At 77.0% G+C, this 24962-nt stretch carries 23 protein-coding genes; 8 read left to right on the top strand and 15 right to left on the bottom strand.

What is annotated here, in order from left to right:
• Positions 1-36: 36 nt before the first annotated feature.
• Complete coding sequence (locus V9U69_RS04525; RefSeq protein ID WP_337060112.1) at positions 37-951, bottom strand: LysR family transcriptional regulator; 915 nt, start codon at positions 949-951, stop codon at positions 37-39.
• Positions 952-1222: 271 nt separating this feature from the next.
• On the opposite strand from V9U69_RS04525, the gene V9U69_RS04520 reads away from it, so the two are divergent.
• Entirely contained in the window at positions 1223-2338 is a 1116-nt protein-coding gene (locus tag V9U69_RS04520; protein WP_337060111.1) for a CAP domain-containing protein, read from the top strand.
• 28 nt (positions 2339-2366) lie between these two features.
• On the opposite strand, the gene V9U69_RS04515 is transcribed toward V9U69_RS04520, so the two are convergent.
• The 8 genes from V9U69_RS04515 to V9U69_RS04480 all read right to left on the bottom strand — a co-directional run bounded on the left by V9U69_RS04515 (position 2367) and on the right by V9U69_RS04480 (position 9907).
• Complete coding sequence (locus tag V9U69_RS04515) at positions 2367-3224, bottom strand: purine-nucleoside phosphorylase (RefSeq protein ID WP_442907590.1); 858 nt, start codon at positions 3222-3224, stop codon at positions 2367-2369.
• 22 nt (positions 3225-3246) lie between these two features.
• Complete coding sequence (gene mnhG, locus V9U69_RS04510) at positions 3247-3669, bottom strand: monovalent cation/H(+) antiporter subunit G (protein ID WP_337060109.1); 423 nt, start codon at positions 3667-3669, stop codon at positions 3247-3249.
• Positions 3666-3929 carry a monovalent cation/H+ antiporter complex subunit F gene (locus tag V9U69_RS04505; RefSeq protein WP_337060108.1) on the bottom strand — a complete coding sequence of 88 codons (264 nt, stop codon included), beginning with the start codon at positions 3927-3929 and terminating at the stop codon, positions 3666-3668. Before V9U69_RS04505 ends, mnhG begins: the two co-directional genes overlap by 4 nt.
• Positions 3926-4462 (bottom strand): Na+/H+ antiporter subunit E, encoded by a 537-nt coding sequence (locus V9U69_RS04500; protein WP_337060107.1) that lies wholly within the window; start codon positions 4460-4462, stop codon positions 3926-3928. The genes V9U69_RS04505 and V9U69_RS04500 overlap by 4 nt, the downstream gene beginning before the upstream one ends.
• Positions 4459-6012 carry a Na+/H+ antiporter subunit D gene (locus tag V9U69_RS04495; RefSeq protein ID WP_337060106.1) on the bottom strand — a complete coding sequence of 518 codons (1554 nt, stop codon included), beginning with the start codon at positions 6010-6012 and terminating at the stop codon, positions 4459-4461. Before V9U69_RS04495 ends, V9U69_RS04500 begins: the two co-directional genes overlap by 4 nt.
• Complete coding sequence (locus V9U69_RS04490) at positions 6009-6455, bottom strand: sodium:proton antiporter (RefSeq protein WP_337060105.1); 447 nt, start codon at positions 6453-6455, stop codon at positions 6009-6011. The genes V9U69_RS04495 and V9U69_RS04490 overlap by 4 nt, the downstream gene beginning before the upstream one ends.
• Positions 6452-9379: a Na+/H+ antiporter subunit A gene (locus V9U69_RS04485; protein ID WP_337060104.1), complete on the bottom strand. Its 2928-nt coding sequence runs from the start codon at positions 9377-9379 to the stop codon at positions 6452-6454. Before V9U69_RS04485 ends, V9U69_RS04490 begins: the two co-directional genes overlap by 4 nt.
• Before the next feature lie 75 nt (positions 9380-9454).
• Positions 9455-9907 (bottom strand): gamma-glutamylcyclotransferase, encoded by a 453-nt coding sequence (locus V9U69_RS04480; RefSeq protein ID WP_442907589.1) that lies wholly within the window; start codon positions 9905-9907, stop codon positions 9455-9457.
• A 103-nt stretch (positions 9908-10010) separates the two neighbouring features.
• On the opposite strand from V9U69_RS04480, the gene V9U69_RS04475 reads away from it, so the two are divergent.
• Both V9U69_RS04475 and V9U69_RS04470 read left to right on the top strand, forming a co-directional pair.
• Positions 10011-11450 (top strand): NAD(P)H-quinone dehydrogenase, encoded by a 1440-nt coding sequence (locus V9U69_RS04475; protein WP_337060102.1) that lies wholly within the window; start codon positions 10011-10013, stop codon positions 11448-11450.
• 97 nt (positions 11451-11547) lie between these two features.
• Positions 11548-12027, top strand: a complete 480-nt coding sequence (locus tag V9U69_RS04470) for a hypothetical protein (protein WP_337060101.1) — start codon at positions 11548-11550, stop codon at positions 12025-12027.
• 152 nt (positions 12028-12179) lie between these two features.
• Here the strand turns inward: V9U69_RS04470 and V9U69_RS04465 are convergent, their stop codons facing one another.
• On the bottom strand, positions 12180-14447 hold the full coding sequence (locus V9U69_RS04465) for an MMPL family transporter (RefSeq protein WP_337060100.1): 2268 nt from the start codon (positions 14445-14447) through the stop codon (positions 12180-12182).
• A gap of 168 nt (positions 14448-14615) precedes the next feature.
• Here V9U69_RS04465 and V9U69_RS04460 point away from each other — a divergent pair, with 168 nt between their 5' ends.
• The 5 genes from V9U69_RS04460 (at position 14616) to V9U69_RS04440 (ending at position 18417) form a co-directional block, all read left to right on the top strand.
• Complete coding sequence (locus tag V9U69_RS04460) at positions 14616-14894, top strand: ribbon-helix-helix domain-containing protein (RefSeq protein ID WP_337060099.1); 279 nt, start codon at positions 14616-14618, stop codon at positions 14892-14894.
• Positions 14891-15316 carry a TA system VapC family ribonuclease toxin gene (locus V9U69_RS04455; RefSeq protein WP_337060098.1) on the top strand — a complete coding sequence of 142 codons (426 nt, stop codon included), beginning with the start codon at positions 14891-14893 and terminating at the stop codon, positions 15314-15316. The genes V9U69_RS04460 and V9U69_RS04455 overlap by 4 nt, the downstream gene beginning before the upstream one ends.
• A gap of 106 nt (positions 15317-15422) precedes the next feature.
• Positions 15423-16775, top strand: a complete 1353-nt coding sequence (locus tag V9U69_RS04450) for a sensor histidine kinase (protein WP_337060097.1) — start codon at positions 15423-15425, stop codon at positions 16773-16775.
• A 164-nt stretch (positions 16776-16939) separates the two neighbouring features.
• Positions 16940-17608: a response regulator transcription factor gene (locus tag V9U69_RS04445; RefSeq protein ID WP_337060162.1), complete on the top strand. Its 669-nt coding sequence runs from the start codon at positions 16940-16942 to the stop codon at positions 17606-17608.
• Entirely contained in the window at positions 17605-18417 is an 813-nt protein-coding gene (locus V9U69_RS04440) for a DUF4097 family beta strand repeat-containing protein (RefSeq protein WP_337060096.1), read from the top strand. Before V9U69_RS04445 ends, V9U69_RS04440 begins: the two co-directional genes overlap by 4 nt.
• 10 nt (positions 18418-18427) lie before the next feature.
• On the opposite strand, the gene V9U69_RS04435 is transcribed toward V9U69_RS04440, so the two are convergent.
• From V9U69_RS04435 to V9U69_RS04415, 5 genes are all read right to left on the bottom strand, one after another.
• Positions 18428-19402 carry a bile acid:sodium symporter family protein gene (locus tag V9U69_RS04435; RefSeq protein ID WP_337060095.1) on the bottom strand — a complete coding sequence of 325 codons (975 nt, stop codon included), beginning with the start codon at positions 19400-19402 and terminating at the stop codon, positions 18428-18430.
• A gap of 70 nt (positions 19403-19472) precedes the next feature.
• Positions 19473-21380, bottom strand: coding sequence for an acetyl/propionyl/methylcrotonyl-CoA carboxylase subunit alpha (locus V9U69_RS04430; RefSeq protein ID WP_337060094.1), 1908 nt, complete (start codon positions 21378-21380; stop codon positions 19473-19475).
• Between the two features lie 80 nt (positions 21381-21460).
• A complete protein-coding gene (locus V9U69_RS04425) occupies positions 21461-22138 on the bottom strand; it encodes a Maf family protein (protein ID WP_337060093.1) in 678 nt (225 codons plus the stop codon).
• 33 nt (positions 22139-22171) lie between these two features.
• A complete protein-coding gene (locus V9U69_RS04420; protein WP_337060092.1) occupies positions 22172-23851 on the bottom strand; it encodes a DUF885 domain-containing protein in 1680 nt (559 codons plus the stop codon).
• 53 nt (positions 23852-23904) lie between these two features.
• Positions 23905-24939, bottom strand: coding sequence for an iron-siderophore ABC transporter substrate-binding protein (locus V9U69_RS04415; protein ID WP_337060091.1), 1035 nt, complete (start codon positions 24937-24939; stop codon positions 23905-23907).
• Positions 24940-24962: the final 23 nt, after the last annotated feature.

Genomic DNA, 24962 nt, shown 5'->3' with positions numbered 1-24962 from the left:
CGGTGCACGCACGACCGGGGCCGCTCGGGCGGGGGATCAGAGCGGGGGAGCGGCGCCGAACCGGGTGGCCTGCCCGCGGGCCACCCGCAGCGCGACCCGCTCCAGCGCCGCGAGCGCACGGCCGGGGTCCCCGGCCCGCTGCACCAGCGCCACGGTGACGTCCGGCACGTCGCGCACCGGCACGAACCGCAGGTCCGGGCGCGCGTAGCCGCGCGCGACGGTGGCCCCCGCGATGTTCACCGCCATGCCGGCGGCGCACAGGTCCAGCACCTCCTCCAGCGTGCCGGCCGCCGGCTCCACCCGGGGGCGGCGCCCGTCCGGGCGGGGGCTGACGAACCACTCGTCCAGGGTGGCGTCGTCGTCGGCGACCCCGACGAACCGCTCACCCGTGGTCTCGTCGATGCCGACCTCGCTGCGGCCGGCCAGCCGGTGGCCGGTGGGGACGACGAGCACCCGGCCCTCGCGCCACAGCGGCACCGCCCGCAGGTCCGCGGCGGCCGGCAGGGTCACCGCCGGCACCAGCGCGGCGTCCACCCGCTCCGAGCGCAGCGCCCGCAGGGAGTCCGCGAAACCCAGCCGGCGCAGCTCCCAGCCCACCCCGGGCATCGCCCGCGCCGCCGCCGACAGCACCGCCGAGCACAGCGGGCCGCCGGCGACGAGACCGACCACGACGCGCTCCCCGGCCTCGCGCCGCCGCCGCGCCCACTCCTGCACCTCCTGCACCGACCCCACGGCACGGCGCGCCAGCGGCAGCAGCTCCGCCCCCGCGGCGGTCAGCTCCACCCGCCGGGACGTGCGGTGGAACAGCTGCACCTGCAGGCGCTTCTCCAGGGCCGCCACCTGCTGGCTCAGCGACGGGGGAGCGACGTGCAGGCGCTGCGCCGCCCGCGTGAAGTGCAGCTCCTCGGCCACGGCCAGGAAGCACCGCAGCTGCTGGACGGTCAGCTCCACCCGTTCCTCCCGCGGCCGCCGGTGCGCACCCGTGCACCGGCCGCCCACGGTACTCACGGCCCGGCGCCTCGACGGCGCCCGCACCCCGGGCCGGTGCACCCCGACCCGCGCTGCACCCCGTGCGCAGCTCCCCCGGACGGGTGAACCGCGCCGCGCCCCGCCCGCCCTCGCGGCGCCGCAGCGCTCAAGGCCCCCCGTCCGGCACCCGATCCCCTCCTCGGAACGCCCCGCGAACCACCGGGGCCCGTCGCCGAACCGGAGGTGCAGGGACGTGAGGACGCGACGCGCAGCAGGACGGGCACCGGTGCGCCGGCTGCTGAGCTGCCTGCTGGCCGCCGGTGCGCTGGTGGGGACCGCCGCGGGCACGGCCGGCGCCGCGCCCACCGCCGTCCCCGCCGCCGCACCCGCCGCCGTCACCCTGAGCTCGGCGCTCGCCGCGCCCGACACGGACCTCGCCACGCAGAAGCGCCAGGTCGTCGACGGCATCAACGCCGAGCGCGCCGCGCACGGCCTGGGCCCCCTCAGGGAGCTCGGCGACGTCTCCGCCGTCTCCCAGCGCTGGGCCGAGGCGCAGGCGGCCAGCGGCTCCTACCGGCACAACCCCGACTTCGCCGCGCAGCTGAACGGGTACGCGGGCAAGGGCGAGATCATCCACCTCAGCTACCAGACCCGCAACGACGGGAACTGGGCCGTGCGCGGCTGGATCGGCTCCGCACCGCACCACGCCGTCATGCTCGGCGACTTCACGGGCATGGGCGTCGGGATCGCCGTCGGCCCGGCGCGCGTCCCGAACGCGCAGACCGAGGTCTACTACGTGGTGAACACCGTCAAGGGGACCCGGCCCAGCACCGCCTCCGCCCCGGCCACCGGGACCTTCACCAACCGCGGCGTCACCCACCGCCTGCAGGGTTCCATCCTGGCGCGCTACCAGGCGGCCGGTGGCCCCGGCAGCGTCCTGGGCCTGCCCACCACCTCGGAACTCACCACTCCCGACGGGATCGGCCGCTACACCCACTTCGACGGCGGTTCGGTGTACTGGACGCCGGCCACCGGGGCGCAGGTCGTGCGCGGCGCGATCCGCGGCACCTGGTCCGGCCTCGGGTGGGAGAACTCCCCGGTGGGGTACCCGACGGAGGAGGAGTTCGCGGTCCGCGACGGCGGCCGCGTGCAGCGGTTCGCCCGCGGACTCGTCTACTGGACGCCGAAGCTGGGTGCGCACGAGGTCCACGGGGCGTTCGGCGCCACCTACGCCGCGCAGGGCTGGGAGAGGGGTTCCCTGGGGTACCCCCGCACCGGTGAGTACGCCGTGGGGGGTGGTGTGCGCCAGGAGTTCCAGGGCGGCACCCTCACCTGGGACCGCGCCACCGGCCGCGTCACCCGCTCCTGACGGGATCCGCGGGCCGGCGACGCGCACCTCACAGCAGCGGCACGACCCCCGCCAGCAGCGCGGCGCAGCGCGGAGCCGCCGCACGGCCGGCCTCGAGGACCTCCTCGTGCGAGAGCGGGTGCTCCTGCACGCCCGCGGCGAGGTTCGTCACCAGCGAGAACCCCAGCACCTCCAGGCCGGCGTGCCGGGCCGCGACCGCCTCCAGCGCGGTGGACATGCCCACCAGCGTCGCCCCCAGCACCCCCGCCATGCGGACCTCGGCGGGCGTCTCGTACTGGGGTCCGTGGAACTGCGCGTACACGCCCTCGGGCAGGTCCGGGTCCACGGTGCGGGCCAGGTCGCGCAGCCGCGAGGAGTACAGGTCCGTCATGTCGACGAACGTGGCGCCCTCCAGCGGGGTGGCGCCGGTGAGGTTCAGGTGGTCGGCGATGAGCACCGGCGAGCCGGGGGCGATCGCCGGGTCCAGCCCGCCGCACCCGTTCGTCAGCACCACCGTGCGGCAGCCCGCCGCTGCGGCGGTGCGCACCCCGTGCGCGACCGCCCGCACGCCGCGGCCCTCGTAGAAGTGGGTGCGCGGCAGCACCAGCGCGTGCAGCGGCCCGTCGTCCTCGCGCTCCACGCGGATCGAGCGGATCGTGCCGGCGTGGCCGACCACGGCCGGCGGGGTGAACCCGGGCACCTCGGTGCCGGGCACCTCCGCGACGACCTCGCCGAGGTGGTCCGCCGCGGCCGCCCAGCCCGAGCCCAGGCACAGCGCCACGTCGTGGTGCGCGACGCCCGTCAGCTCCGCCACGCGCTCGGCGGCGCGGGCGGCGAGGTCGAACGGGTCGTCGGCGTGGCCGGTGGAGTGGCGAGCGGGGGGAGCGGCTTTCGTCACGCGCTCCAGCCTAGGTCGTCACCGCGCCCCGTCACCGCCCGGGCGCGTCGCCCGCGGGCCCGTCCGGGTGGCCCGTCCCACCCGTCCGCGCACCGTCCGCGTCGCCGTCCGCGTCACCGTCGACGGCCCGCGCCAGGTCGTCGTGCACGAGCCCGTCGCGCGGCACCGCCCCGGAGCGGTGACCGGCGCGCGCCAGCACGTGCGCGGACACCGGCGCGGTGACCACCTGGAAGAGCCCCACCAGCACCAGGGCGGCGATCGTCCCGGGGTGGTGCGTGAACCGCAGCGCGCAACCGGCCAGCACCAGCAGCAGACCCGCCACCTGCGGCTTCGTGCCGGCGTGCATCCGCAGCCACAGGTCGCCGAAGCGCACCAGCCCCACCCCGGCGGTCACGGCCAGCAGGGCGCCGAGCACCACCAGCACCCCCGAGACCACGTCCAGGACGGCGCTCACCGGTCGTCCCGCCCCACGAAGCGGGCCACCGCCACCGACCCGGCGAACCCCAGCAGCGACAGCACCAGCAGCACCGGCACGAGCACGATCGAGCCCTGCGCGGCGGCGGCGACCGCCACCCCGCACAGCACCACCGCCACGAACACGTCCACGGCCGCGGCCCGGTCCAGCGTGGTCGGCCCGCGCACCAGCCGGACCAGGACGAGCACGGCCGCCACCGACAGCAGCGCCAGCGCGACCCAGACGAACAGCGGCGTCACCGCGTCCCCCCCTCCGGCGCTGCGCGCCGCTCCCCGGCGTCGGTGGCGGGCAGCGCCCGCCGCACCCGCGCCTCCAGCCGCAGGACGTCCTCGCGCACGCGCTGCGGCAACCCCTCGGTCGAGCCGGTGACCGGCACGTGCACGTACAGGGTGGCCGCCGGCACGTCCACGTCCACCGTCAGCGTCCCCGGCACCAGGGTCAGCAGCTGCGCCGTCGTCACCAGCACCGCGTCCGAGCCGTCGCGCAGCGGCACCGCGACGATCGCCCCCCTGGGGGGCGGTCCCGGCCGCACCGACAGCCACGCGATCTGGACGCTGGAGCGCACCAGGTCCAGCGCGACGTGGCCGACGAGCAGCGCCACCCCCACCGGTGACGGCCGCCGGCTGGCGCGCACCGCCGGCAGCGGGAACACCACCGCCAGCACCACCACGAGCAGCGCGCCGCCGAGGACGTTCAGCGCGGTCACCCGCCCCCACAGCGCCACCCACACCAGCAGCATCACCGCGCCCACCGCGACGCGAGACCACCTCACGGCTCGGCCCCCGCATCGTCCACGCCGCCCACCACGCGCAGGTACCGCTGGGCGTCGAGGGTGTCGCGCGCGGCGCCCTCGGCGATCGACAGCAGCGGCCCGCCGGCCAGCGACAGGGCGGTCACGGCCACCACGACCCCGGTGGTCGCCGCCACCATGGTGCGCCGCGGGGGTTCCCCGTCGGTGGGCCCGTGCACGGGTTCGCGGGGCTCGTCCGGCCCGTCGGCGAACCCCAGCCGCCCGGACCAGAACACCGCCGACCAGGCGCGGGCGATCGCGTACAGGGTCAGCAGGCTCGTCACCACGGCGGCGACCACCAGCACCCACGCGTCCCAGCGGCCGTCGGCGATCCCGGCGCGCAGCAGCGCCAGCTTGCCCAGGAAGCCGGAGAACGGCGGGATCCCGGCCAGGTTCAGCGCCGGCAGCAGGAACAGCACCGCCGTGCCCGGGGTCAGCGCCGCCAGCCCGCCGAGGCGCCGCAGCGACGTCGTGCCCGTGCGGTGCTCCACCAGCCCCACCACGAGGAACAGCGCCGTCTGCACGAGGATGTGGTGCACGGCGTAGAACACCGCGGCCGCGACACCGGCCGCACCGCCCAGCGCGATGCCGAAGAGCATGTAGCCGATGTGGCTGACGAGCGTGAAGGACACCATGCGGCGCAGGTCGTGCTGGGCGATCGCCCCCAGGATGCCCACCACGAGCGTCGCCAGCGCCACCGCCATCAGCAGCAGCCGCAGGGTCTGCGGGTCGAACAGCAGGTCGTGCACGCGCACGATCGCGTACACGCCCACCTTCGTCAGCAGACCCGCGAACACCGCCGCCACCGGCGCGGCCGCCGCCGGGTAGCTGTCCGGCAGCCACCCCGACAGCGGGAACGCGGCCGCCTTGATGCCGAACGCCACCAGCAGCACCAGCTGCAGCGCCGTCGCCACCGCCGGCGGCAGCGCCCCGATCCGCCCCGCCAGGTCCGCCATCGCCACCGTGCCGGTGGCCGCGTACACCAGGCCCACCCCGGTGAGGAACACCAGCGACGACGCCAGCGAGACCACGACGTAGGTGGCGCCCGCGCGGATGCGGGCCCCCGTCCCGCCCAGGGTGAGCAGCACGTAGCTGGAGGTCAGCAGCACCTCGAAACCCACGTACAGGTTGAACAGGTCCGCCGCCAGGAACGCGATGCACACGCCGGCGGTCAGGGCCAGGTAGGTGGGGTGGTAGATCGACACCGGGCTGGAGCCGGTGTCGCCGGTGCGGCCCTGCCCGACGGAGAACACCATCACCGCCAGCGTCACCAGCGAGGACGTCAGCAGCACCAGCGCCGAGAGGCGGTCGGCGACCAGGCCGATGCCCACCCCCGCGGGCCAGCCGCCCACCGTCACGTGCTGCGGGCCCTCGGTCACCGCCAGCGCCAGGAGCACCGCGGACGCTGCCACGACGCCCGTCAGCACCGTCAGGCTCACCGCCCGCTGCGCGCGGGGGCGCTGCCCCAGCACCAGCGTGACCGCGCACCCGAGCAGGCACAGCAGCACGGGCAGCGGCACGAGGACACTCACCGCGACCCGCCCCGCTCGCGCTGGGCGCCGCGCGCCGTCGCCCCGCCGTCCTCGGGCGCGGCGGCGCCGGCCGCCTCGCCGCGGGTGCGCCGGTGCGGGCCCGCGTCGTGCACCACGTCGTCGTCCTCCAGGCGGCCCAGCCGGTACGACAGGGCCAGCCCGAACGCCGTCACCGCGAACGTGATGACGATGGCGGTGAGCACGAACGCCTGCGGCAGCGGGTCCGCCGCCGACGCGAGGTCCTCCTCGTCGACCGCCCCGCCCGGCCCCACGATCGCCGCCGGCCCGGCCGGGCCGGCGGCCGCGATCAGCAGCAGGTTCACCCCGTTGCTCATCACCACCACCCCCAGCACGACCCGGCTCAGGTGCCGGGAGGTCAGCAGGTACACCCCCACGGCGACCAGTCCGGCCACCGCGGCGGTCAGCACCACGGTCGGGCTCACGACACCTCCTCCGCCTCGTGCTCGAGGTCGCGTTCGCGCCGGGCGTCCACGCCGGCGCCCAGGCTGCGCAGCACGTCCAGCACCGTGGCCACCACGACGAGGTAGACACCGACGTCGAAGGCCAGCGACGAGACCAGGTGCACGTCCCCCAGCACCGGCAGGTGCAGGTCCACCGACGCGCTCTCGAGCACCTGCCCGCCCAGCAGCAGCGGGACGACCGCGGTGACCCCCGCGATCAGCAGCCCCAGCCCCAGCAGGACCCCCGCGTCCACCCGGGCGGCCTCGCCCAGCTCGTAGCGGCCGCCGGCCGCGTAGCGCAGGTACAGGGCGATCCCGGCCACCAGGCCACCGGCGAAACCACCGCCCGGCTGGTCGTGCCCCACCAGCAGCAGGTGCACCGACAGGACCATCACCACGCCGAACACCAGCCGGACGGCCGCCTCCAGCACCGCCGAGCGCCGCCCCTGCGGCAGCGTGCCCGCAGCCGTCAGCCACGGCCGCTGCGGTGCGCTGTCCGGCCCCGGGTGCAGGTCCTCCTCCCGGCGCCAGCTGGACGCCAGGCGCGCCTCGTCCTCGCCGGCGGCCTCGGCCAGCCCCGGCGCCCGGCCGGCGCGGCCGCTGAGGAACACCAGGCTCGCCACGCCCGTCGCCGCCGCCGTCAGCACCGTGATCTCGCCGTAGGTGTCCCAGGCGCGCACGTCGACGAGGATGACGTTGACGACGTTCTCCCCGCCGCCGCGCTCCACGGCCAGCCGCGAGACCAGGTCCGCGATCGACTCGGCGCTGCGCGAGGCCAGCGCCACCGCCGACAGCAGCGCCGCCACCGTCCCCGCGCCCGCGGCCACGAGCACCCGCAGCGCGCGCGAGGGGCCCCGCCGCCCCGGCACCGGCTCGAAGCGCGCCGGCAGCCGGCGCAGCACCAGCAGCGCGACCGCCAGCGTCACCGTCTCCACCAGCGCCTGCGTCAGGGCCAGGTCCGGCGCCCCCGCCACCACGAACAGCCCGGCCAGCGCGTACCCGGACACGCCGACGACGAGGAACGCCGAGCGGCGGTTGCGCAGCGCCGCCGCGGCGAGCGCCGCGGCCAGGCACAGCGCCGCCAGCAGCGGCTGCGCCGGCGCGTCCCACGCCCGCCACGTCGTGGGCCAGGCGCCCGCCGCCACGGCCAGCACCAGCCCCGTGCCCGGCCCGGCGACCAGCACCGCCGCCACGACCAGCACGTACTGCGGCAGCGACCCGCGCTGGTGCGTGCGGGTGGTGCGCACCGCCACCGCGTCCAGCGCGCGCAGCGCGCCGTCCTGCACCCGCCCGGCGGGCAGCGCCCGCAGCGCCGGCACCGCCAGGCGCTGCTGGACGCGCAGCACCGGGCCGCGCGCGGCCACGAGCAGCGCGGCACCGCCCAGGGCCACGGCCGAGGCCGCCAGGGCCGGCGTCAGGCCGTGCCACAGCGCCAGGTGGTACGGCTCGCCGCCCTCGGTGGGGCGGTCCGCCACCACCGCCGAGACCAGCGCGTCCACCGGTGCGTGGAACAGGCCCAGCACCAGGCTGCCCAGCGCCCCGGCGGCCGCCGGCAGCACCAGCGCCGCGCCGGGCCGGTGCCACGGCGTCGGTTCCGCGCCGTCGCGGTCGCCGAAGGCCCCCAGCACGAACCGGGCGCTGTAGGCGGCGGTGAGGACCGAGCCGGCCACCAGCACCACCAGCACCACGTGGTCGGCGGTGCCCGCGTGCGCCGCGAACGCCTCGAAGCCGGCCTCGTGGGCGATGAACCCCAGCGTCGGCGGCACCCCCGCCATCGACGCGGCCGCCGCCACCGAGATCCACAGCAGCGGGCGGGCGGTGCGGTGCAGCCCGGACAGCTCCCGCACGTCGCGGGTGCCCGCGGAGTGGTCGATGGCACCGGCCACCATGAACAGCGCCGACTTGAACATCGCGTGCGCCAGCAGCAGCGCCGCCCCCGCCAGGGCGGCCGTGCGGCCGCCGGCGGCCAGCAGCACCACCATGAACCCCAGCTCGCTGACGGTGCCGTGCGCCAGCAGCAGCTTCAGGTCGTGCTGGCGCAGCGCCCGCCACGCGCCCACGACCATCGTCGTCGCCCCCACCGCGATCGCCGCGGTGCGCCACAGCGGCACCTGCTCGAACACGGGGGTGAACCGCGCCACGAGGTAGACGCCGGCCTTCACCATCGCGGCGGCGTGCAGGTACGCGCTGACCGGGGTGGGGGCCACCATCGCCCCCGGCAGCCACGCGGTCACCGGCAGCAGCGCCGACTTCGTGATCGCGCCCACGAGCAGCAGCACGGCCGCCACCGCCACCGCCGCGCTCGGCTCCGGCGGCTGCGCCACCAGCTCGGAGATGCGGGTGGTGCCCGTCTCGACGGCCAGCAGCACCACGCCCACCAGCAGCGCCAGGCCGCCCGCGGTGGTCACCAGCAGCGCGTGCACGGCCGCGCGCCGCGCCTCGCCGCTGCGCCCGCCGGAGCCGACGAGCCACCAGCTCAGGACGGTGGTGACCTCCCAGCACACGTACAGCAGCACCAGGTCGTCGGCCAGGACCAGCCCGAGCATCGCGCCGGCGAAACCGACCAGCGCCGGCACCGTGCGCACCCGGGCGCCGGCCTCCTCCTCGTCGGCGAAGTAGCCGGCCGAGTACGCGAGCACCAGGGCGCCGACGGCGGCGACCACCAGCACCAGCAGCCCCGACAGGGCGTCCAGCCGCAGCGCCACCGCCAGGTCCAGGCCCGGCACCCACGCCAGGTCCGCGGTGCGCACGGCGGAGACCCCGTCGGCCGCCCACACCGCCGCCAGCCACACCACCGCCGCCAGCGGCAGCAGCGCGGTCAGCAGGACACCGCGGGTGCCCCAGCGCCGCACGACGGGCACGGCGAGCAGGGCACCGGCGACGTGGGCGATCAGCAGCAGGGCCATGGCCGGGCCCACGCTAGGGGGGGACGGCGTCCTCGGCCCGTCGAGCCGGGCGCTCGGCCCGGCGGGGGAGGGGGGTCAGGCGTCGTTCGAGCGGCAGGGCCGCGCCCGCAGCGCCAGCACGTAGTCGTGCGGTGCGCCGCCGGCCTCGGCCGCGTCGGCCAGCCCGCCGAGGTAGCGGGCCGTGGGCTGCCCGCCCTCGTAGTCGTCCAGCACGTACGTCCACGCCACGACGTCGCCGTCCAGCGTCTTCACCCGCACCCGGACCTTGCGGAACAGGCCCAGCGCGGCGCCCTCCAGCTCGTCCAGGCGCTCGGCGTCGGCCTCGGCGATGTCGTACAGCGCCACGTACACCTGGTCGCCCGGGGCCTCCACGACCGTGGCGACCGGACCCTGCCAGCTGCGCTCCTCCCCGCCGAACGTCAGCCGCCAGTCCAGCAGCCAGCCCGTCGAGCGCAGCGGCGAGTGCGGCGCCTTGCGGGCCATCGTCTCCGGGTCGAGGTTGCTGGCGTACGCGGCGTAGGCGGGCACGTGGGCGGGCACGAGGGAAGACTGTAGGGCGCCGCGCGCCCCCGCCCTCGCGCGGCGTGCGGCTGACGTGACCGATGTCGGGGGCGTGGGCGACCATGGTCCCGTGAGCCCCACCAGCGCGTCCCCCATCGCCCAGCGCCAGCGCGTCGCCGTCCTCGGCGGTGGCCCCGGCGGCTACGAAGCGGCCCTGGTGGCCGCGCAGCTCGGCGCCGACGTCACCGTCGTCGAGCGCCAGGGCCTCGGCGGTTCCACCGTCCTGACCGACGTCGTGCCCTCCAAGACCCTCATCGCCACCGCCGAGACGATGGCGACCGTGGGCGGCGCCAGCGAGCTCGGCGTGCGCTTCCCCGGCGGTCCGACCGGCGACACCGAGCCCGCCGGGGCCGTCAGCGTGGACCTCGCCCGCGTGCACCAGCGCGTGAAGTCGCTGGCCCTGTCGCAGTCGGCGGACGTGCGCGCCCGCCTGGAGAAGGAGGGCGTGCGCATCCTCTCCGGCGACGGGCGCCTGGACGGCCCGCACGCCCTGGTCGTCGCCGACGGCCCCGACGCGGGCGAGCGCGTCGAGGCCGACATCGTGCTCGTCAGCACCGGCTCCAGCCCGCGCACGCTGCCGGACGCCCAGCCCGACGGCGAGCGCATCCTCACCTGGAAGCAGGTCTACGACATCGAGGAGCTGCCCGAGCACCTCGTCGTCGTCGGCTCCGGCGTCACCGGCGCCGAGTTCGCCAGCGCCTACGACGCCCTCGGCGCGCACGTCACCCTCGTCTCCAGCCGCGACCGCGTGCTGCCCGGCGAGGACGCCGACGCCGCCGAGGTGCTCGAGGAGGTGTTCCGCCGACGCGGCATGGACGTCGTCTCCCGCTCGCGCGCGGAGAAGGTCGAGCGGCACGGCGACACGGTCACGGTCACGCTCTCCGACGGGCGCACCCTGGAGGGCTCGCACTGCCTCGTGGCGGTCGGCGCGATCCCCAACACCGCCGGCATCGGCCTGGAGGAGGCCGGGGTGTGGACGTCGGAGTCCGGGCACGTCGACGTCGACAAGGTCTCGCGCACCTCCGCGCGCGGCGTGTACGCCGCCGGCGACTGCACCGGCGTGTTCCCGCTGGCCTCGGTGGCCGCCATGCAGGGGCGCATCGCCATGTGGCACGCCCTGGGGGACACGGTCTCCCCGCTGCGGTTGCGCACGGTCTCCTCCACGGTGTTCACCAGCCCGGAGATCGCCACCGTCGGCTGGACGCAGAAGCAGATCGACTCCGGCGAGGCGCAGGGCGAGATCGTCAAGCTGCCGCTGTCCACCAACGCGCGCGCCAAGATGCTCGGCATCCACGACGGCTTCGTGAAGCTGTTCTGCCGCAGCGGCTCCGGCACCGTCATCGGCGGCGTCGTCGTCGCCCCGCGGGCCAGCGAGCTCATCTTCCCGCTGACGCTGGCGGTGGAGAAGCGGCTGAACGTCGACGACGTCGCGCACGCGTTCACCGTGTACCCCTCGCTGACGGGCTCGCTGGCCGAGGCCGCGCGCCAGCTGCACGTGACGGGGCAGTAGCGGGACGCCCGGTGGCGCCGGTTCCGCTGGTCGGCGCGTGTCGCCCGTGGTGGCCGGGTAGCGTCGGCGGCTCGATCCGACCGAGGGGGACGAGCGCGTGGCTCGACGGCTCCGGGGGCTGGTGACCGCCACCGCGGTCCTCGTGGTGGGCGCGTGCGGTGCCCCCTCCTTCGAGGAGGTGGTCCCCGTGCTGTCCCGGCCGCAGGCCGAGCAGGACCGGCTGCCGACCCTGGAGGACGGGACGAGCATCGAGGTCGTGGACGCCGACTCGACCAGGTACCTGGGCAGCACCCGGACGGCTGAGCACTGGGTGGGCCTCGACGGGAACGAGATCTGCCTCGTGCAGTTCCTGAGCCGCGCCCAGGTCGTGGGCTCGTCCTGCGCAACCGTCGAGGAGTTCACGCAGACCGGGCTCCGGGTGAGCACGGGCGCGCCCGGCGTGTCGGCCACGGGGCTCCTCGTCCCCGAGGGGTTCGACCTGGCCGACGCCGCGCAGGACGAGGACTGGGTGAGCGTCGGCGACAACCTGGCGGCTCCGGCGGGTGAGGTGGAGCCGGAGGCGTCGCCCGGGCGGTGAGCCGCCGGTGGACGACCACCGCGCCTCCCGGCGCGGTGGTCCGGACCGTGGGGCGGTGAGCCGGTGGCTGGAGCAGGTGGTTCTCCCCGCAGCACCGGCAGACGGTCGAGGACGTCGAGGAGGTCCACGCCCACCGACGGGGGAGGGGCGGTTCAGGCGTCGACCGCCTCACCGCGCACGTGCCCGGCCGCGCCGCCCTGCGCCGGCACCACCTGCCGCACCGGTCGCCCCCCGGCCCGCCGCCCCATCGCCCGCAGCGCCGCCGGCAGCACCAGGGCGCGCACCACGGTGGCGTCCAGCAGCACCGCCACCGCCAGCCCCACCCCCAGCTGCTTCAGGCCCGGGTCCGACAGCGTCCCGAACAGCGCGAACACCGCCACCATGACCGCGGCCGCGCTCGTCACCACCCCCGCGCTGCGCGCCACCCCCACCCGGACCGCCCGCGCGGGAGCGGAACCGGCGGCGAACTCCTCGCGCACGCTGGAGACCACCAGCACGTGGTAGTCCATCGACAGCCCGAACAGCACCACGAACATCAGCACCGGCAGGTACGCCACGACCGTGCCCGTGGACGTGAACTCCAGCAGGTCCTGCGCCCACGTGCCCTGGAACACCCCGGCCACCACGCCCAGGGCCGCTGCGCAGCTCAGCGTGTTCAGCAGCACCGTCACCAGCGCCAGCAGCGGCGAGCGGAACGCCACCGCCACCACCGCGAACGTCAGCACCAGCACGAAACCCACCACCCACGGCAGCCGGTCCACCATCCAGCGGGCCAGGTCGCTGCCCGTCGCCACACCGCCGCCGACGGACACCTCCGCGCCCGGCACCCGATCGGCCACCGCCGGGCCGACCCGCTCCCGCAGCGCCGCGACCGCCCGGTCGGCCTCCGGCCCGGAGTCCGCACCGCTGTCCAGCGGCACCGTCACCACGTGGGTGCGCCCGTCGGCGGAGGACCTCACCGGCGCCGCGCCCCCGCCCTCGCCCGCCAGGTCCGCCAGCGCGGTGCGGGCCGCCCCCGCGGAGGAGGCCGGTGCGGTCACGACGACCTGCGCCGTCGCTCCCTGCGCGGGGAACGCGTCCGTCAGCCGGTGCAGGGCCTGCACCGTCGGCAGCTCCCGGGGCAGCGCGTCGTCGCCGGGCAGACCCGTGCGCAACCCCGCCAGGGGCAGGGTCAGCGCCACCAGCAGCCCCACCCCCAGCACCAGCGACAGCACCGGCCGGCCCGAGGCGGCGGCCGCCGCCCGGCCCACCGGGGAGACGCGCTCCGCCCGCCGCGCGCCGCGGTGCGCGTCCCGGCGCCACGGCAGGCGCAGCGCGTCCACCCGCTCGCCCAGCACGTCCAGCAGCACCGGCAGCAGCGTCGCCGAGGCCAGCACCGCCACCGCCACCACGAACGCCGCCCCCAGCGCCAGCGACGTGTACAGCCCACCCGCGACCAGCATCCCCAGCATCGAGACGACCACCGTGGCGCCGGAGACGACCACGGCGTGACCGGCGGTGCGGGTCGCCAGCAGCACGGCCGCGCGCACCGGCAGCCCCGCCCGCCGGGCCGCGCGCGCCCGGTGCAGCACGAACAGGGCGTAGTCCACGCCGACCGCCAGGCCGATGAGCACCGTCAGGCTGGTCGCCTCGTCCGCCACGGGGTGCACGCGCGAGACCAGGGCGCTGGCACCCAGCGCCACGACCACCGCGACGACGCCCAGCAGCAGCGGCACGACGGCCGAGACCACCGAGCCGAACGCCAGCAGCAGGACCAGCAGCGTGATCGGCAGGCTCACCAGCTCCGCGCGGCGCAGGTCCCGCTCCAGGCGGCCACCGACCTCCTCGCTGATCGAGGCGGAACCGGCCTGCCCCACCACCACGTCGGAGCGGCCCAGCCGCTCGCGCAGCACCTCCTGCACGGCACCGGTGTGCTCCAGCACGGCGGGCACCCGCTCGACCGCGTCGTCGAACCCCGTCTCCGGGTCCACCGACAGCACCAGCGGGACCGCCACGACCCGCCCGTCCGCCGAGCGGGCCGGCTCGCCCACCTCGCGCACCAGGCCGTCGCCGCGGTGCGCGGCGGCGACCGCCTGCGCCGCGACGCCCTCGGTGCCCGCGGGCAGCGGCGCACCGCCCCCGGCGAGGGACACCACGACCGTCTCGGTCAGCGGCTCGGAGAACCCGGCCGCCTCCAGGGCGTTCGCGGCGCGCTGCGAGTCGCCGACGCCCTCCTCGTCGCTGGTGGTGGTGCCGCCGGCGACCGCTGCGAGACCGGCCAGGAGCAGCAGCAGCCAGGCCGCGACCACGAGGCCGCGGTGGCGCAGCGAGAAGCGCGCCACCCCGGACCCGCGGTCCTCAGGCGCGCCGTGCGGCCCCGGTGGTTCGCCGGGGCCGCCGGGGCCGCCGGGTTCTGCGGGGCGGGCGGTCGGTGCGTTCACGGGAACCTCCCGGTGGTGGGCTGGGGCGCACCCGGGCGGGTGCGGTCCGAACCTGCCGCTCCCGGAGCCCGTGGTCGCTGGCGCGCACCCCCGTCCCGCGGTGGGGTTGACCCCACCCCGGGGAGGACACCGGGTCGACTCGTGCGGTATGCGGATATGCTGATGTGCGTGCGCACCACGATCAACCTGCCGGACGAGCTGTACCGCGACGTGCGCGTCCGCGCTGCCGAGCAGGGGCGCACGGTCACCTCGCTGATCGAGGAGGCCCTGCGGCGGTCCCTCGCGCAGCCCGCACCGCCGGCCTCGCCCGCCTACCGCGTGCGGCCGCTGCCACCGTCCCCGTCGGGGGCCCGGTCGCCGGAGATCGACTACGACGACAACTCCGCGCTGCTCGACGCCATGGAGGGCGATGACCTGCGCGCGGGACGTGCCGAGCGACCCGCGTGAAGAGCGTCGACGTCAACGTCCTCGTCCCCGCCTGGGACGCCGGGGCGCCGGACCACCCCGCCGCCGCCGCGTGGCTCGAGGCCGCCGTCGCCGCCGCGGAACCGCTGGGCGTCAGCGAACTCGTCGTGTCCGGCGCGCTGCGCGTCCTGACGCACCCGCGCGTCCCCGGGATGGGGCACGACCCCGGCGCCGTCCTCGAGCGGGCCGGCGAGCTCCTGGACGCCCCGGGTGTCGTCCGCCTGCGTCCCGGCCGCCGCCACTTCGCGCTGTTCCGCGACGTGGTCCGCGCCACCGGGGCCACCGGCAACGAGGTGCCCGACTGCTACCACGCGGCGCTGGCGCTCGAGCACGAGGCGACCTGGATGAGCCGCGACGGCTTCTTCGCGCGCGTCCCCGGTCTGCGGTGGAGCCGCCCCTGGTGACCTCGCCCGCGGCGCCCGTCGCCCGCCGCGGTGGGGTTGACCCCACCCCGGACCGGGGTGCGCGCACGCTCCCGCCGCCACCGCCCACCGCCCTACTGTTCTCGACGTGAGCGACGAGACGATGCGCTGGGCCCCAGCGGTTCCGGCGGCGAACCACCCCGGCGGTGCGCTGCGCCGCTGGGCGTCCGGCTGGTGGTCGGTGGTGCACCTCGTGCTGCACCCCCTCGCCCTCGCCCTGCACGTGACCGCGCTGGTGCTGCTGGTGACGGGCACCGCCCTCGTGCCCGTGCTGGGCATCGGGTTCCTCCTGCTGGTGCCGGCGCGCCTGCTCGTCGCCGCCGGCGCGCACCTGGAGCGCTACCGCCTGGCCGCCGTGCTCGGCGTGCACGTCCCGGCGTCCGGGCCGTGCCCCGTGACCGGAGCGTGGTGGCGCCAGCTGGTGCTGGACCCGCGCCCGTGGCGCCGGGCCGGGCACCTCGCCCTCGTCAGCACCTTCGGGGTGATCGGCGCCGGCGTCGTCCTGGCCCTGGCCGGCACCGGCCTGGCCGCGCTCGCCGCCCCCGCCGTCAGCGCCGGCCTCGGCCACGCCGGCGAGTACTCCTGGCCGTTCGGCATCCCCGGCACCCTGCACGCCCCCGCCCTCCTCGTCGCCGCCGCCGGCGTCCTGCTGCTGGCCCTGACGCCGCCGGTGGCGCGCGCCTTCACCGCCGTGGAGGTGCTCACGGCCCGCGCCCTGCTCGGCCCCGGCCGGGGGGAGCGGGAGGCGGTGCTGCGCCGCCGCGTGGAGACCCTCACCGAGACCCGCTCGCGCACCGTCGACTCCGTGGAGGCCGAGCGCCGCCGCATCGAGCGCGACCTGCACGACGGCCCGCAGCAGCGGCTGGTCTCCCTGGCCATGCAGCTGGGCATGGCCAAGCGCGCCCTCGACCGCGGCGGCCCCGACGCCGCCCGGGAGTTCCTCGACGCCGCCAGCAGCTCCGCCTCCGCCGCCATCTCCGACATGCGGCACGTCGCGCGCGGCATCCACCCGCCGGTGCTCACCGACCGGGGACTGGACGCGGCCGTCTCCGCGCTGGCCGCCGCCAGCCCCGTGCCCGTGGACGTCGAGGTGCTCCTGCCGGCCGGCGGGCGACCCAGCCCCACCGCCGAGGCCATCGCCTACTTCTGCGTCTCCGAGGCGCTGACGAACACCGCCAAGCACGCCCGCGCCTCCCGCGCCGTCGTGCAGCTGTGGCACGAGGCAGCCCCCGGTGCCGGGCTGCTGCGGCTGCGCGTCAGCGACGACGGCGTCGGCGGCGCCGCCCCCGCCGGCGGGAGCGTCGCCGACGGCGGCAGCGGCCTGCGCGGCCTGGGCGACCGGCTCGCCGCCGTCGACGGGTGGCTGCACCTGGACAGCCCCCCCGGTGGGCCCACCGTGCTGGAGGCCGCCGTGCCGTGGACCGTCGGCGGCGACCGGTGAACGCGGACCCGGTGGGCGCGGCCCCGGTGGGCGCGGACCCGGTGAACGCGGACCCGGTGGGCGCGGCCCCGGTGGGCGCGGACCCGGTGAACGCGGACCCGGTGGGCGCGGCCCCGGTGGGCGCGGGTGCCCTGAGCGGGACCCCCGCCCCCGCGGCGCCCGGCGTGCGCGTGGTGCTCGCGGAGGACTCCGTGCTGCTGCGCGAGGGCCTCGTGCAGCTGCTGCGCGCCGAGGGCGTCGACGTCGTCGCCGCCGTCGACGACGCCGACGCGCTGCTGCGCGCCACCGCCGAGCACCGCCCCGACCTGGTCCTCACCGACGTGCGCATGCCGCCCACGTTCACCGACGAGGGGCTGCGCGCGGCGATCGTGGTGCGCAGCGAGCACCCCGGCACCGCCGTGCTCGTGCTCTCCCAGTACGTCGAGGAGCGCTACGCCGCCGAGCTGCTCGGCGGGCGGGCGCGCGGCGTCGGGTACCTGCTGAAGGACCGCGTCGGCGACGTCGACGAGTTCGTCACCACCGTGCACCGCGTCGCCGCCGGCGGCACCGCCGTCGACCCCGAGGTCGTCGCGCAGCTGCTCTCGCGGGCCCGCCGCGACGACCCCCTGGAGCGCCTGACCCCCCGCGAGCTGGAGGTCCTGCAGCTCATGGCCGAGGGCCGCTCCAACACGGCCATCGCCGCCCGGCTGGTCGTCACCGACAAGGCCGTGGAGAAGCACGTGTCGAACATCTTCGCCAAGCTCGCCCTGCCCCCGGACACCGAGGACCACCGCCGCGTCCTGGCGGTGCTGCGCCACCTGGAGGCCGCCGCGCGCCCGGGGAGCCCCGCGTGAGCGCCCCCACCGCGCCGCTGACCGTGCAGGCGCCGCCGCCCGCGCCGCCGCGCCGCCCACCGGGCCGCGCCGCGCTCGCGGTGCTCACCGCCCTCGTCGTCGGCTTCGGCGGCCTGGACGTGCTGGGCGACGTCACCGCCACCCGCACCGAGTCCACCCGCGAGTTCGAGGGGGCCGTCGCCGCCGTGCGGACCGTGGGCGGCACCGGCGACGTCGTGGTCGTCGCCGACCCCACCGCGCAGCGGGTGCAGCTGCGCACCCTCGTGCACGACGGCTGGTCGCGGGCCCGCTCCAGCGCCGACGTCGTCGATGGCGAGCTGCGGCTGAGCACCGACTGCGGCAGCGGCAGCTGGCTGAGCCCCTGCGAGGTGGACTGGGAGCTGACCGTCCCCGAGGGGCTCGACCTGGACCTGCGCACCGGCACCGGCGACCAGGAGCTGACCGGCTCCTTCGGCGCCGTCACCTCCCGCGCCGGCACCGGCGACGTGCGGTGGGACGGCGCGAGCGGCGGGCCGCTGGACGTGGAGACCGGCACCGGCGACCTGGACGTGCGCGGGCAGGTGGCGTCGTTGCGCGCCCGCGCCGGCACCGGCGACGTGGAGGCGTGGCTCGACAGCGCCCCCACCGCGGTGGAGGTGACCACCGGCACCGGTGACGCCACGGTGCGGGTGCCCACCGACGGCACCTACGCGGTGGACGTCAGCACCGGCTTCGGCGACGAGGTCGTCGAGGTGCCCGTCGACACCACCTCCGGGCGGCGGATCGCGGTGCGCACCTCCACGGGCGACGCCTCCGTCCTGCCGCGCTGAGGGCAGCGGTTCAGCGCCGGGCGGGTGCGGCCGGCTCGCCGGTCGCACCCTCGGCGGTGCCCACCGGCCGGCGCGACCACCAGCTCGCCAGCAGCGCACCGGAGACGTTGTGCCAGACGGAGAAGATCGCCGCCGGCAGCGCCGCGGCGGGCGTGAAGTGCACGGTGGCCAGCGCCGCGGCCAGGCCCGAGTTCTGCATCCCCACCTCGATGCTCACCGCGCGCCGGCTCGCCGGGGACAACCCGCAGACGCGGCCGACGCCGTAGCCCAGGAGCAGTCCGCCGGCGTTGTGCAGGACGACGGCCAGCACCACCAGGCCACCGACCTGGCGCACCGTGGCGGCGCTGCCCGCCACGACCACGAGCACCACGACGGTGATGCCGGCCACCGACACCAGCGGCAGCACGTCCAGGCAGCGCTCCACCAGCCGCGGCACCAGCAGGCGCAGCGCCAGGCCGGCCAGCACCGGCACCAGGACGATCCGCACGATCGAGGTGAACAGGTCGCCGCCGCTGACCGGCAGCGACTCACCGACCAGGGCGAGCACCAGCAGCGGGGTCAGGAACGGCGCCAGCAGCGTGGACACCGACGTCATCGCCACCGACAGCGCCGTGTCGCCGCGCGCCAGGTAGACCACGACGTTCGAGGCCGTCCCGCCCGGTGCGGCGCCGACCAGGACCATGCCGGCGGCCAGCACGGCGGAGAACCCCAGCAGCTGCGCGATGCCCCAGCCGAGCAGCGGCATGATCGTGTACTGCGCGACCACGCCCAGCAGCAGCGCCCACGGGCGCCGGCCGATGACCGCGAAGTCGGCCGGGCGCAACGTCATGCCCATCCCGAGCATGATCACGCTGAGCAGCCACGGCACCGCCGGCGACCACCCGGAGAACGTGCCCGGCGTCGCCAGCCCCACCGCACCCGCCACCAGCACGACGACCGGGAACCACCGGCCGACCACCTCGCCCACCCTGCGCACCCTCGTCACGGGCCCGAGGGTGCCACGGCCGGTGGGGCGCACCCGGCCGGACGCGCCCGCGCGCCCGGCCGGGGCGGGTTCAGTCGACGATCTCGCAGACCACCGTGCCGGTCGTGGTGGTCTCGCCCGGCGTCGCGGTCAGCCCGCTGATGGTGCCCGCCTTGTGCGCGGTCAGCGGCTGCTCCATCTTCATCGCCTCCAGCACGGCGACGAGGTCGCCGGCCTCGACGCGGTCGCCGTCGGCGACCTCCACCTTCACGATCGTGCCCTGCATGGGCGCCACCAGCGCGTCCGGGTTGCCCGAGGCGCCGCCCTGCGCCTTCGAGCCCCGCTTGCCGCGACCGCCGCGGTGGGTGGCCGAGCGGTAGGCGCGGGCGACGGCCGCGCCCGTGGCCACCCCGGCGCGGGAGATCTCGTGCCCGGCCCGGGACAGCTGCGCGTTCAGCTGCTCCACCGGCAGGGAGACCTCCAGGCGCTTGCCGGCGACCTCCACCACGATCGTCTCCCGGTGCGCCGCACCGCCGTCCGCGGCGTGCAGCTCCCCGGAACCCGGCAGCCCGGAGGCGTCGAACTCCGTCTCGATCCAGCGGGTGTGCACCGCGAACGCCTCCGGCGAGGTGGCAGCGAACGCCGGGTCGGCCACCACCGCGCGGTGGAACGGCAGCACCGTCGGCACGCCCTCCACCTGGAACTCCTCCAGCGCGCGCTTCGCCCGCGCCAGCGCCTGCTCGCGGGTGGCGCCGGTGACGATCAGCTTCGCCAGCAGCGAGTCGAAGTCCTGGGAGATCTCCACCCCGCCGCTGATCGCCGCCGCGCGCGGGTCGATGCCGGTGTCCACCCGCACCCCCGGCCCCGACGGCAGCGAGAACCGCGTCAGCTTGCCCGGGCGCGGCAGGAAACCGGCGTTCGGGTCCTCGCCGTTGACGCGGAACTCGATCGCGTGGCCGCGGGTGGGGACCTCCTCGTAGCCGAGCGCCTCGCCCCGGGCGATGCGGAACTGCTCGACCACCAGGTCGATGCCGGCGACCTCCTCGGTGACCGGGTGCTCCACCTGCAGTCGGGTGTTGACCTCCAGGAACGCCAGCGTCCCGTCGGCGGCCACGAGGAACTCCACCGTGCCGGCGCCCACGTACCCGGCCTCGCGCACGATCGCCAGCGACGCGCGGCGCAGCTCGGCCTCCTGCTCCGGGCTCAGGAACGGCGCGGGCGCCTCCTCCACCAGCTTCTGGTGCCGGCGCTGCAGCGTGCAGTCGCGGGTGGAGACGACCACGGCGCCGCCGTGCGCGTCGGCCAGCACCTGCGTCTCCACGTGCCGCGGGCGGTCCAGGTAGCGCTCCACGAAGCACTCCCCGCGCCCGAACGCGGCCTCCGCCTCGCGCACCGCGGACGCGAACAGCTCCGCGACCTCCTCGCGCCGGCGGGCCACCTTCAGCCCGCGCCCGCCACCGCCGAACGCCGCCTTGATCGCGATCGGCAGGCCGTGCTCGTCCGCGAACGCCAGGACCTCGTCCGCGCCGGCCACCGGGTCGGGGGTGCCGGCCACCAGGGGCGCGCCCGCGCGGGCGGCCAGGTGACGGGCGGAGACCTTGTCGCCCAGCGCCTCGATCGCCGCCGGCGGCGGGCCGATCCACGTCAGGCCCGCGTCCATGACGGCCTGCGCGAACGCCGCGTTCTCCGAGAGGAACCCGTAGCCGGGGTGCACCGCGTCCGCCCCGGCGCGCAGCGCCACGTCGACGACCTTCGCGGCGTCCAGGTAGCTCTCGCGGGCCGTGGTGCCGCCCAGGGAGTACGCCTCGTCGGCCATCCGCACGTGCAGCGCGTCGCGGTCACCCTCGGAGTAGACGGCCACCGACGCGATGCCGGCGTCGCGCGCGGCGCGCACCACGCGCACCGCGATCTCGCCGCGGTTGGCGATGAGCACCTTGGTGACGGGGCCCGTCACCGCCGGCCCGGTCGTCTCGACGGGGGCGGGGTCGGGGGAGGTCATGCGGGGTTCTCCGGGTGTTCGGCGGGGGTTCGGGCGACGGCTGAGACTACTGCCCGCTCCGCGGTGCCGCCCGTCCCGGACTACCGCCGGGTCCCGCCGCCGCGCTCCGCGCGCTCCCGGGCCGCCGGCGTCCACAGCTGCGGCCACGCCACGCCCGCCTCGCGCACCAGCTCGCGCAGCAGCGGCAGCGAGACGCCGACGACGGCGTGCGGGTCGCCCTCCACGCCGCGCACGAAGGCGCCGCCGAGGCCGTCGAGGGTGAAGGCGCCCGCCACGGCCAGCGGCTCACCGGTGGCGACGTACGCGTCGACCTCCTCGTCGGTGAGGTCGGCGAAGTGCACCGTCACGGACGCGACCCCGCCCAGGGTGGCGCCGGAGCCGTCCTCGCGGGCGTCGACCAGCCAGTGCCCGGTGTGCAGCACGCCGCTGCGCCCGCGCATCGCCCGCCAGCGCGCGCGGGCCTCGTCCGCGTCCGCGGGCTTGCCGTGCACCTGCTTGGCGCCGTCCGCGCCCTCGACCTCCAGCACCGAGTCGCAGCCCAGCACCAGGGCGTCGTCGGGGACCTCGTCGCGGCCGGCGACGTCCTCGGCCTTGGCGCGCGCCAGGACCAGGCACACGTCCTCGCCGTCGGTGACGCCGTAGCGCTCCACGACCGCCGGCTCGTCGACGTCGGAGACGATCACGGCGGGGTCCAGCCCGGCCGAGCGCAGGGTCGCGAGGCGGGCGGGGGAGGCGGAGGCGAGCAGCAGCGACGGCACGCCGGCATCCTCCCACCCGCCCCGCCGCGGTCCTCAGCCGAGCAGGGCCTCGCGCAGCACGTCCAGGCCCACCGAGCCCAGGTCCAGGGCGCGGCGGTGGAAGGCGACCGGGTCGAAGGCGGCGCCCTCGCGGCGCTGGACCTCCGCGTGCACCGACTCCCACAGGCGCTCGCCGACCTTGTAGCTCGGCGCCTGCCCCGGCCAGCCCAGGTACCGGTCCAGCTCGAAGCGCAGCACGTCCTCGTGGTTGCCCGAGCAGCTCGTCAGGTAAGCCCACGCCTTCGCGTACGTCCACGCCCCGCCGCCGACCTCGGCGGGCGCGTCGAAGCCGCAGTGCACGCCGACGTCGATGACCACGCGCGCGGCCCGCAGCAGCTGGGCGTCGAGCATCCCGAGGACCTCGCCCGGCCCGCGCAGCAGGCCCAGGTCCGCGGCCAGGCGCTCGGCGTACAGCGCCCACCCCTCGCCGTGCCCGGAGACCCAGCAGCCCTGCCGGCGCCAGCGGTTGAGGACCTCGGCGCGCACCGCGGCCTGCCCGATCTGCAGGTGGTGGCCGGGCACGCCCTCGTGGTGCACGGTGGTCGCCTCGCGCCAGGTGGAGAACGTCGTCTGCCCCGGCGGCACCGCCCACCACATGCGCCCGGGGCGGGAGAAGTCCTCGCTGGGCCCGGTGTAGTAGATGCCGCCGCCGGTGGTGGGGGCGATGCGGCACTCCAGCCGCCGCACCTGCTCGGGGACGTCGAAGTGGGTGCCCGCCACGGCGGCCACCGTCTCGTCGGAGCGCTGCTGCATCCAGTCGCGGAACGCCTCCGCGCCGGCGACGACGGTGGCCGGGTCGGCGTCCAGGGCGGCGACGGCGGCGGGCACGTCCGGCGAGCCGGTGATCTCCCGCGCGGTGCGGGCCATCTCGTCGCGCACCCGGGCGACCTCCTCCAGGCCCCACGCGTACGTCTCGGCGAGGTCCACGGACGCGCCGAGGAAGTAGCGCGAGAACAGGCGGTAGCGCTCCTCGCCGCTGGCGTCGGCGGCCGGTGCCAGCGGCAGCAGCTCGGTGCGCAGGAACCCGGCGAGGCGCTCGTACGCGCGCGCCGCGGCGGCCGCGCCGCGGGCGACGTCCGCGGCGAGGGCGCCGTCCAGGGGTTCGCCGTCCACGGCGGCCGAGGCGGCGAAGACGGCGAAGAAGCCGTCGCCGGCGGCGTGGGAGGCGGCCTCGGCGGCGCACCCCTCCACCTGCCGCCGGGCGGCGACCCGGCCGCGCGCCGCCGCCGCGCGCAGGCTCTCGACGTACCCGTCGACCGCCGCGGGCACCGCGGCCAGCCGCCCGGCCACGTCCGCCCAGTCCTGCGCGCTGGAGGTGGGCACGAGGTCGAAGACCATCCGCAGGTCCTGCACGGGGGAGGCGATGACGTTCAGCTCGCCGAGGTCCTCGCCGGCGTCGTGCAGCTCCAGCTCCACCCCGAGGCGCTCGCGCAGCGCGGCGGCCGTGACGCGGTCCACGTCGTCGGTGACCGGGGCGGCGTCGACGGCGGTGAGGGTGGTGCGCGCCAGGGAGGCCAGCTCGGCCAGGCCGGCGGGGGAGCGGTCGCCCAGGCCGGGCGCCGGGTCCGGGGCGCCCACGGACAGCGCCAGGGCCGGCTGCAGCCGCAGCAGGGCGGAGAAGTGGTCCTCGGCGATCGCGTCGAGGACGGTGGGCCGGCGCGGTGCGGTGCTCACCGCGCCGACCCTAGCGGCGCCCCCCACGGGGGGCGGACCTCACGCGGCGGACCTCACGCGGCGGCGTCCGCGGCGGTGGCGGCGTCGGCCAGCTGCGGCACGAGCCGGTCCATCTGCCACGGCAGGTTCAGCAGCGTGGTGGAAGTGGCGGCGATGAGGTTCGGGTCGGTCAGCCACACCACCGCGCCGTTCGCGACGGCCGGCATCGTGGCGTACACCGGGTCGGCCCGCAGCTCCTCGAGGGAGATGTCGCCGTAGCCGACGAGCACGTCGGAGTCGAGCTCGCGCACCCGCTCCTTGGCGACCTCGACGTAGAACTCCCCGGAGGACTCCGCCAGGGCGGTGACCCCGGGGGCGTCGACGAGGCCGAGGCCGTGCAGGGTGTCCACGCGCGAGTCGCCCGGAAGGTACACGGACAGGCCCGCGGAGGTGGCGTACACGTACGCGAAGCTCTTGCCCTCCAGCTGCGGGTTCGCGGCGGCGCGCTCGGTGAGGTCGGCCTCGGCCTCGGCGACGAGGTCCTCGGCCTCCTGCTCCTTGCCGACGGCCCGCCCGATGAGCCTGGCCTGGTCCTGCCAGGTGGTCTGCCACGGCTGGTCGGGGTAGGCGACCGTCGGGGCGATCCGCGTGAGGGTGGTCCAGTCCTGCTCGGTCAGGCCCGAGTTCACCGCCAGCACCAGGTCGGGGGCCAGCTCGGCGACCTTCTCGAACGGCACCTCGCCGGTCTCGCTCGCGCCGATCGACGTGGTGACCGAGGGGTCGTGGTGGCCCTCCCACCAGGGGTAGGCGCCGTCCTCGCCGCCGTAGGTGATCTCCGGGACGCCGACCGGCTGCAGGCCCAGCGCCCACAGCACGTCCTGCGAGCCCCAGCCCCAGGTGACGATCCGCTCGGGGGCGGCCTCGACGGTGGTGCTGCCCAGCGCGTGCTCGACGGTCACGGGGAAGGTGCCCTCCGCGCCGGCCGCCGCGGCGGTGCCCGCGGACCCGGTGGTGGTGCCCGTCTCCTGCGACCCGCAGGCGGTGGCGGCGGCCAGCGCCGCCAGGGGGGCGCTCAGCAGCAGGGAACGGCGGGTGGCGCGCACGGGCACGGTGGCCTCCTCGGGCAGGGCTG

Origin of the sequence: Kineococcus sp. G2 (assembly GCF_037154035.1) — a bacterium.
GTDB lineage: Bacteria > Actinomycetota > Actinomycetes > Actinomycetales > Kineococcaceae > Kineococcus.
This window is presented reverse-complemented; position numbering and strand designations above follow the sequence as displayed.